This is a genomic window from Acidobacteriota bacterium (genome assembly GCA_038040445.1).
Classification (GTDB): Bacteria; Acidobacteriota; Blastocatellia; order UBA7656; family UBA7656; genus Onstottus_A; species Onstottus_A frigus.
Window position 1 is genome coordinate 235,053 of sequence record JBBPIG010000009.1, and the last position, 7,127, is coordinate 242,179.

6 protein-coding genes are annotated in these 7,127 nt (G+C 58.2%); 2 read left to right on the forward strand and 4 right to left on the reverse strand.

The window, feature by feature from the left end:
* The first annotated feature begins 4 nt into the window (after positions 1-4).
* Both AABO57_12705 and AABO57_12710 read left to right on the forward strand, forming a co-directional pair.
* Positions 5-448, forward strand: coding sequence for a hypothetical protein (locus AABO57_12705; GenBank protein MEK6286593.1), 444 nt, complete (start codon positions 5-7; stop codon positions 446-448).
* Positions 445-2,736 carry an O-antigen ligase family protein gene (locus tag AABO57_12710; GenBank protein ID MEK6286594.1) on the forward strand — a complete coding sequence of 764 codons (2,292 nt, stop codon included), beginning with the start codon at positions 445-447 and terminating at the stop codon, positions 2,734-2,736. Before AABO57_12705 ends, AABO57_12710 begins: the two co-directional genes overlap by 4 nt.
* A gap of 119 nt (positions 2,737-2,855) precedes the next feature.
* On the opposite strand, the gene AABO57_12715 is transcribed toward AABO57_12710, so the two are convergent.
* The 4 genes from AABO57_12715 to AABO57_12730 form a co-directional block, all read right to left on the reverse strand.
* Entirely contained in the window at positions 2,856-3,332 is a 477-nt protein-coding gene (locus AABO57_12715) for a hypothetical protein (protein ID MEK6286595.1), read from the reverse strand.
* Positions 3,333-3,464: 132 nt separating this feature from the next.
* A complete protein-coding gene (locus tag AABO57_12720) occupies positions 3,465-4,586 on the reverse strand; it encodes a phosphotransferase (protein MEK6286596.1) in 1,122 nt (373 codons plus the stop codon).
* Between the two features lie 41 nt (positions 4,587-4,627).
* Positions 4,628-5,629, reverse strand: a complete 1,002-nt coding sequence (locus AABO57_12725) for an NDP-sugar synthase (GenBank protein MEK6286597.1) — start codon at positions 5,627-5,629, stop codon at positions 4,628-4,630.
* Between the two features lie 233 nt (positions 5,630-5,862).
* Complete coding sequence (locus AABO57_12730) at positions 5,863-7,110, reverse strand: Gfo/Idh/MocA family oxidoreductase (protein MEK6286598.1); 1,248 nt, start codon at positions 7,108-7,110, stop codon at positions 5,863-5,865.
* Positions 7,111-7,127: the final 17 nt, after the last annotated feature.

A 7,127-nucleotide genomic window follows, 5' to 3' on the forward strand; every position in this document is an offset into this window, starting at 1 on the left:
CACTGTGTGGGCGCTCTGCTTCAGCGTCAGGGACGCGGTCTTGTTTGAATGCGGGTTCCCGACTCTCAAGGATCAAGACGAGTTAGTTGCAGAGATTGTTTCTCAGCTCGATGCCGGCGACACGGTATTCGTACATGGGCAAACGGAGATTCTGGTCCTGGGCCGGCTGACCAACGCGAGCAAATACTTCTTCCTGGACAAGGGCAAGGACGGCTATCTCGATAGGGTTGAGCCGGGCGGGTTCGCAGGTTGGTTTGAGCGCTTGAAGGCGGAGCGACCCAAAGTCGTAGGACTCTCCCGACTCGGCGGCGTTGATCATGCGCAAGACTTTCTGGATTGGGTCGCAGCCTCATATGAGCCACGCGCCGATCGAATCTTCACTTACTACGTCAGAAAGCCGGATGCGGAGGACGGTGACTCTGGTTCGCAGAAACGGACGAGCAAATGACTGAGCTTCACTCCAAAGCGCCACTGACATACCCGGCCGCCGGCAAACTGCAAACTGCTCTATTCTGGACGTGCATGTCGGTCATCACGCTTGTCCCGCTCGTCTTCACCACGTCGGCCTATCGCACTTTCGTGCTGCCCAAGTTTTCGATACTCATTGTCGGATCGGCGCTCGTCCTGCTCTTGTTTGGAGCGGCAGTCGCCGAATCGAGTGACAGATTGCGCGCGCTCAAATCAAGACACGTTGCGCTAGCCTCTCTTTATGTGGGGGTCTCGGCCATCTCGACTTTGTTTGGCGTATCGCCACTGGCTTCATTGTTCGGAAGTTTTCAAGCCGAGATGGGATTGATCTCACGTCTCTGCTTCCTTGTGTGCTTCGTTGGGCTGATCGCAGCAGTAAGCCACGACGAGCGGCGCCTTGCGATCGCAGCGTGGGTTATCGCGGTAACGGGTTTGCTAACGGCGGTGTACGCATTTTTTCAGTTTTTCGGTTGGGATCCTTTCCTGCCGCTGAGCGCATACGCCGAAAGGTCGCCGGGCGGGCCGGTCGTACGAGCGATCGGCACATTAGGGCATTCAAACTATCTAGGAAATTTTCTGCTGTACACCGCTCCACTGACCGCTTCGCTGGCGCTTGCGTGGCGCGGCCGGGCGCGTCGCTTAGCCGTCGTAGCAGTGACGTTTTCGGCTGCCGCTGTTGCGTTCAGCGGGACTCGCGGCGCATGGCTTGGATTGCTTGTTGGAGCGGCGACGATTGTGCTTCTGGAAGTACGCAGGCCTAAGGTCAAGGGTGCGAAAAAAAACAGGCGGAGGATTCTCGGAGCAGCGATCGCCTGCGCGGGCGTTATCATTCTTGCGCTGCTCATCTCTTCGAGTCCCGCCTCGCGCGACGTGGCCACGCGAGCGGGTTCGTTTGTCGAGGACCGATTCACCGGCTCGGGGCGCACATTGCTGTGGGGCGACGCGATAAAGATGGTTCCTCATTTTGCCCTCTTAGGCTGCGGTCCAGAAGCCTTCAGCAGGGAGTTTCTCGCCTTCAAATCATTCGAACTGGCTCGAAGCGCTCCGCAGATCAACAATGAGAACCCGCACAACTCCTACCTGGACGCCGCGATCTCTTTTGGAATTCCAGGTGCGATTCTGTACGCCGCACTGATCGCATCAGCGTTCTCGCTTTTGCTCAGGGCGCGGCGGCGCGCGGCTGATCGGAGAGTCTCGCTGATCTCGAGCGGGCTGTTGGCGTCGTTTGCCGCGGTGATCGTGCACAACCTGTTCATCTATGATCAGGTCCCAACTGGGCTGTATTTCTTCGCATTCAATGCGCTCGCGTTGGGGGCGTGGAACATAACTCGTGAGCCCCGGCCCGCAGGTGCAGATGAACTCGCGGCAGGGCAAGCTTCAACCGTCGTGCGGTGGACCGGGCTGGCAGTCGCAAGCTTAGGGGCGGTGTTGCTGGTCGCGGCCACTTGGTTCGCGGTGTCGCTAGTCATGGCCGATGTTGCAATGAAACGAGCGATGGTCTCCGCGAGAGCCGGAGACTTCGAGAGCCTGGTAGCCTACGGCGAGCGGGCAACGAGCAGCCTGGATCCTATTGGCGGTTACAATTTTCAGGTCGCCCGGGCGTTCGCGCTGTATGCCGATAAGTTGCCTAAGAACAAGAGCGCTGGCTCGGCGCCCGGCGACGCCAAAGGGAAGATGGGAAACGCACGGGCGAGATCCCTTGAGATGGCGATCGATCACGGTCAAAGGTCGCTGGCGCATACTCTGACTCCTGACGCGAATTACTCATTGCTTGCGTACCTTGCGCTCGGCAAAGGCGACACCCAGAGTCTTCGCAACTATGCGAGCAAAGCAATCAGTTGGGACTCTAACTATTTCAACGCGCATTGGCTGATGGCTGAAGCGCTTCTGGCCGAGGGAGACCGTGAGGGCGCCGTTGCTGAAGCCCAGACGGCGCTGCGGCTTGCTCCTGGATCAAGCGAAGCGCGTTCAGTACTCGCTCGAGCGCGAGGCAAAGGCCGGGTCGTCAATCCGATGGGATGGGTTGAACGTGCAAGATCGTCGTTGGAACGAGGCAATGTCGACAAGGCAGAGAATCTGTTACAGCGGGCGATTCGAAAATCAGATGGACCTTGTCCCGAGTGTCACCGCCAGTTAGCTCTGACCTACGAAGGCGGGCGACGTTACACAGATGCCATCACGCAGTGGGAGATATATGCGCGCGAGGCGCCAGATCAAGCTAAGGCGGAAGAGGTTTCGGCTCGAATTGAGGCGCTCCGAAAGAAGTGACTCTTCCGCGTGCGGAGTCAAAGAAAAGGGCCGGCTTCCGAAAGCCGGCCCTTTTTACAAATCGACGCTGCGAATCAGAGAAATGCTGTTCGCGCAGATCATCATCTTGTTTCGAGCGGCTACTGGGCCATGCCATCGCAGCCACAGACGTCACCGGCGGTGTTCCTATCGGTTATGGTGAAGAGCCGCGGCGGCGAGAAAACTTGCAGTCCCAACTTTGCTCTTCTGACCGCACTGTCAAAGCTGAGATCCAGCCTGCGATCGGGCTCGAAGTCTCGTAGCGTTATGACCGCGCCCTTCTTGGTGTAAACGCCTATGCCGCTAAGTGTGAACCCCGCGCAGTCCGTAAACGTGTAGTCCCCAGTTGGAAAAAAAACGATCTGGTTGCCGTTGCTGTCATCTACGATGCAGATTGTGCCCTGGGCTGGGATTATTGCGTAGACGCCGGAGCCCGTGGCCTCAGCCTCATTCGCCGAATTGGCATTGGTCCTGGATGAGTTCCAGATCAGGACCAGGACAGCAATCAGAAAAACACCCAGCGCCACATCGAAGCAACGTCCTCCGATCCGTTTCAGTCCATCACGCCTTGTTGTCATCTACACTATCCTCCTTTGCTTGTCGGCCACTGCGGCTGGGGGAAGCCGCGTTTGAACGCGCGCCAATATATCGCTGGCAGGGCAGCAAGTCAAGAAGAACTCAGAAGCAGAAGAACTCAGAAGCAACTCAGGTCAATCAAGCTTCTCAGGACTACCACCGAGCGCCGGCGCGTCAACTAGAGATCCCTTCAGCAGGGTGCGAGTAGCTTCGAAGCGACCCAGTGTTTCCATCGCCGCCAGCGCTCGCTCGATCGCCGGCGCGATATAGCCGACGTAGGCAGGGTTGTTTGCGGCAGCCTGGGATGCGTAAGTCCCGATCGCCTTCAGCATTCGCTGTATGGTCATAAGCTCGAGCTCAGTTCGAAACTCATCGAGGTCGCCAAGCGGCAGCTTCGACGCCGCTTTCAGCTCGATGAACTGCTCTATCAGTTCCGCGACAGCCTCGCGCGGTAGAGTTGTGTATGGGTCGCTTAGCAGGGAAGCCACGTCATAACTCGCGGGCCCCATTCGCGCATCCTGATGATCGATGATGAACATCTCGCCGCGATGCATCATCAGGTTGCGCGCGTGGAAGTCGCGGTGGGTCAGCACCCGCGGACGCGCTGCAAGTTCCGAGCACAGTTCCTTGAAATCTGCTTGCACGGCGTTGGACGTCGCCGGATCGAGCCGCATATGAAGATAGCGGTTGAAATAGTAAGCAAAGAAAAAGCCCAACTCCCATCTAAGTTTCGCTTCGTCAAACGCCAGACGCGAGCAGATGGAATCGGTTTCCAGAGCTTGTTCCGTGGCTTCTTGAATTCGAACTGCAAGCTTGAGCGCTTGCTGGTAGGCTTCGATTACCTCGGCTTCGGAGCGGCCACTCAGCCAGTCTTGCAACCGAAGATCGCCAACGTCTTCGATCAGCATAACCGCGTCGCTACCAGAAGCCGCAAGCACGGGCGGGACCGGAAGCCCAAATCCGAAAAGCAGATTAGTCACTTCGATATGAGCACACGGATCGTTGGCAAATGTGAGCCGCGCGGACGGATTGGAGGCTTCAAGCCGGATCAGCCTCTCGACCGCGCGCTCGTTCTCGTCGAAGGGCTCGCTGTAAAGCGCGACGATTACGCTGGCGCCACGTGTCTGCGCGCGAAAGTATGAACGGGTCGATGCGTCTCCAGTCAGCTTGACGACCGCCAGCTCCTCAACCGAAGCGTTGAGGTGGCGCGCTGCAAATCTAAGAATCGCCGAGGAGGTTTCCACAGGTGAAGCCATTCGAATCAAGCCGGCACTTTGAGAGCGGGCGCTGCCGCCAGTCAAATTGGAATGATTATGTTTTCGCCGAACACTTCGCCGCGTTCGACCTCGCTGACCACGCCGCGGCGAACGACGATTGCGCGTTCGATGACAGCGCCGGCCGGTATTCGCACATCGTCGGCAATCAACGCCTTGCTCACACGTGCGCCCGGCTCGACGATGACGCGGTCCCACAGCACGCAGTCTTTCACGTTCGCGCCCTCCGCAATCTCGCACCCTTGACCAGCTATGACCGACCGGCCTTCTTTGCGCATGAATAGAAGATTCGCTTCCAGGTACCGACCCAGCGTGCTCATCTCGAACCAGTCCGCGGTCGAGACGTGAGCGATGATCCGTTCTCCTGCTTCAATCGCCGGAGGGTAGACGTGAACAGTCGAATGCGAAAAGCGCGACCGCGGAACATACTCGAGGATGCGAGGCGAAAGCACTTGAATACCGGTGAACATCAACGGCGCAGGCTCGGCCGTCGTCGCTAGGCCGGGACCCGGGGACGCTGCCGTCATAGCTTCGGATGCCGCTGGTTCCGGGAAGCCTGCGAAGTGCGTAATCGAGCCTCGCTCGTTTACTTCGACTATACTGAAGTGCTCTCGCTGGGCGTTCTCTTTCAATACCAACGTGGCTATTGCGCCGCGTTCTTTGTGCGCAGCTACGGCGGCGCCAAGATCAATGTTGGTGACAATCTTTCCGTTTATGACGACGAAGTCGTCGCCGGAGAGTGACTCGCGAAGCGGATCGAGCGCGCCCGACGTGCCAAGGATCTCCTCCTCGAACGAGTAGCTGAGAGTGACCCCGAATCTTGACCCGTCCCCAAGCGCGCGCCGAATGGATTCGGGCTGGTGGTGAAGGTTTACTATTATGTCGCGAAACCCGTGCGAGGCCAGGTAGTCGACTGAGTAGCTTATCAGCGGGCGATTGAGAAACGGAATCGCAGCCTTGGTGCGGTCCTCGGTGAGAGGCCAGAGCCGGGTGCCGAATCCTGCAGCTAGAATCAACGCTTTCATGATTGCGTGTTGTCAGTGGCCAGTTGCCTTCGCCGTATCAGCATCCTAGTGGCTTGTAACAGCCGTTTCGCCAGGCATCAAATCGGTGCGAATCCGTCAAAGCCGGGTCATCCGTGGTCTATGAGTTCGTAAGAATCACATTGCCAGCGCCGCAATAGACCACGGATGACACTGATTCGGCGGATTTGCGCGGATACTCCTCCTTACACTAGTAAACCGGATCTTACAGTCCACTAGATCGACGGCTTCCACGCTCCACGCGCGACTGCGGGAATGAAGGCGTCAAGCCCCTTGGGCCGGAACTCGATCACCCGTCCCTGCTCGGCGCTCATGTAAGCGGTCATCAGCAACTCAGAAACTTCGAGCCCGTCGTAAAAACTCTCGTCGGGCTGCTTGCCCTCGAGGAAGCAATTTACGAAGTAGCGATTCTCTCCTTCATAACCGTAGTCCGCGCCTTCATCGCCGGCCACCGGCATCAAACCCTGTTCGGCGTTTTGCTTTTCGACCAGATCCTCGCCCGCTTCGCCTTTGACCTCCCGGCTAAAAAAAAGCTTCAGCCCGCTATCGAGCGTGTTGATCGACAGCGAATACTCGGGCCCGAGAAGCTCCATGCTCAGCCTCAGGCCTGCTCCGACGAAGCTCCACGAAGTCGTCGCTTCGACGATCAGCGGATGACCTTGCTCGTCGACATAGGTGACTGTCGCACGAGCGAAATCTTCTGAAGGCCTGGTTGCATAATCAACTTCGGGGCCCATCATCTTCTTGAGCCGCTCGACGTATTCCGGACGCGACCATTTCAACGAAGCTATCTGCGCCGAGACCGAGGTCGGACGAATGCTGTTGCGAGGCTTGCCCGGCGCCGTGAGCATATATCGGGCGACCTCGACGCTGTGACACATCATATCGTTGAGCACGCCTCCGCCTTGCAGCTCGCCTTGCCAGAACCACGGCATATGCGGCCCGCTGTGCTCCTCGGCTGCGCGCGCAAGATAAGGCCTTCCGGTCAACGCCGCGCCTCGCGCCCAAATCAGCGAACGCCCGCGCTGCACGCTCGGAGTGAAGAGCTGGTTTTCGAGATAGCCGTGGAGCAAACCGCTCTTCTCAACAAGCTCGATCATGCGTTTTGCTTCGCCGACGTTGCGTGCCAGCGGCTTTTCGCAAGCGATTCCCGAAAGCCGGCCTTTACCCGAGGTGACCGCGTTGACGATTGCTTCCATGTTGGCGATGCGCACGTGATTTGGCGCGCACAGCCAGATGCAATCGACTTCGGGAGCGGCGATCATTTCTTCGATCGAGTCAAACGATTTTGCGTCGCCGACTCGAAGCGAACGCGCGAGTTCTGCCGCCTCTTCCGCGTGCCGGCGGTTGGGGCTCCACACTCCGCGAACGTCGGCGTCGCGCACGCCAACCCATGACCGAATATGAAAGCGAGTGTTGAACCCGCTGCCGATGAAGCCGATTCCGAGTTTGTTTATTGGCATTGTGCTTGGATGATCTC

What these genes read in the sequence shown, in the direction of transcription:
- AABO57_12710 (MEK6286594.1), top strand. Translation starts at nt 445, where the DNA reads ATGACTGAGCTTCACTCCAAAGCGCCACTGACATACCCGGCCGCCGGC.
- AABO57_12715 (MEK6286595.1), bottom strand. Translation starts at nt 3,332, where the DNA reads ATGACAACAAGGCGTGATGGACTGAAACGGATCGGAGGACGTTGCTTC.
- AABO57_12720 (MEK6286596.1), bottom strand. Translation starts at nt 4,586, where the DNA reads ATGGCTTCACCTGTGGAAACCTCCTCGGCGATTCTTAGATTTGCAGCG.
- AABO57_12725 (MEK6286597.1), bottom strand. Translation starts at nt 5,629, where the DNA reads ATGAAAGCGTTGATTCTAGCTGCAGGATTCGGCACCCGGCTCTGGCCT.
- AABO57_12730 (MEK6286598.1), bottom strand. Translation starts at nt 7,110, where the DNA reads ATGCCAATAAACAAACTCGGAATCGGCTTCATCGGCAGCGGGTTCAAC.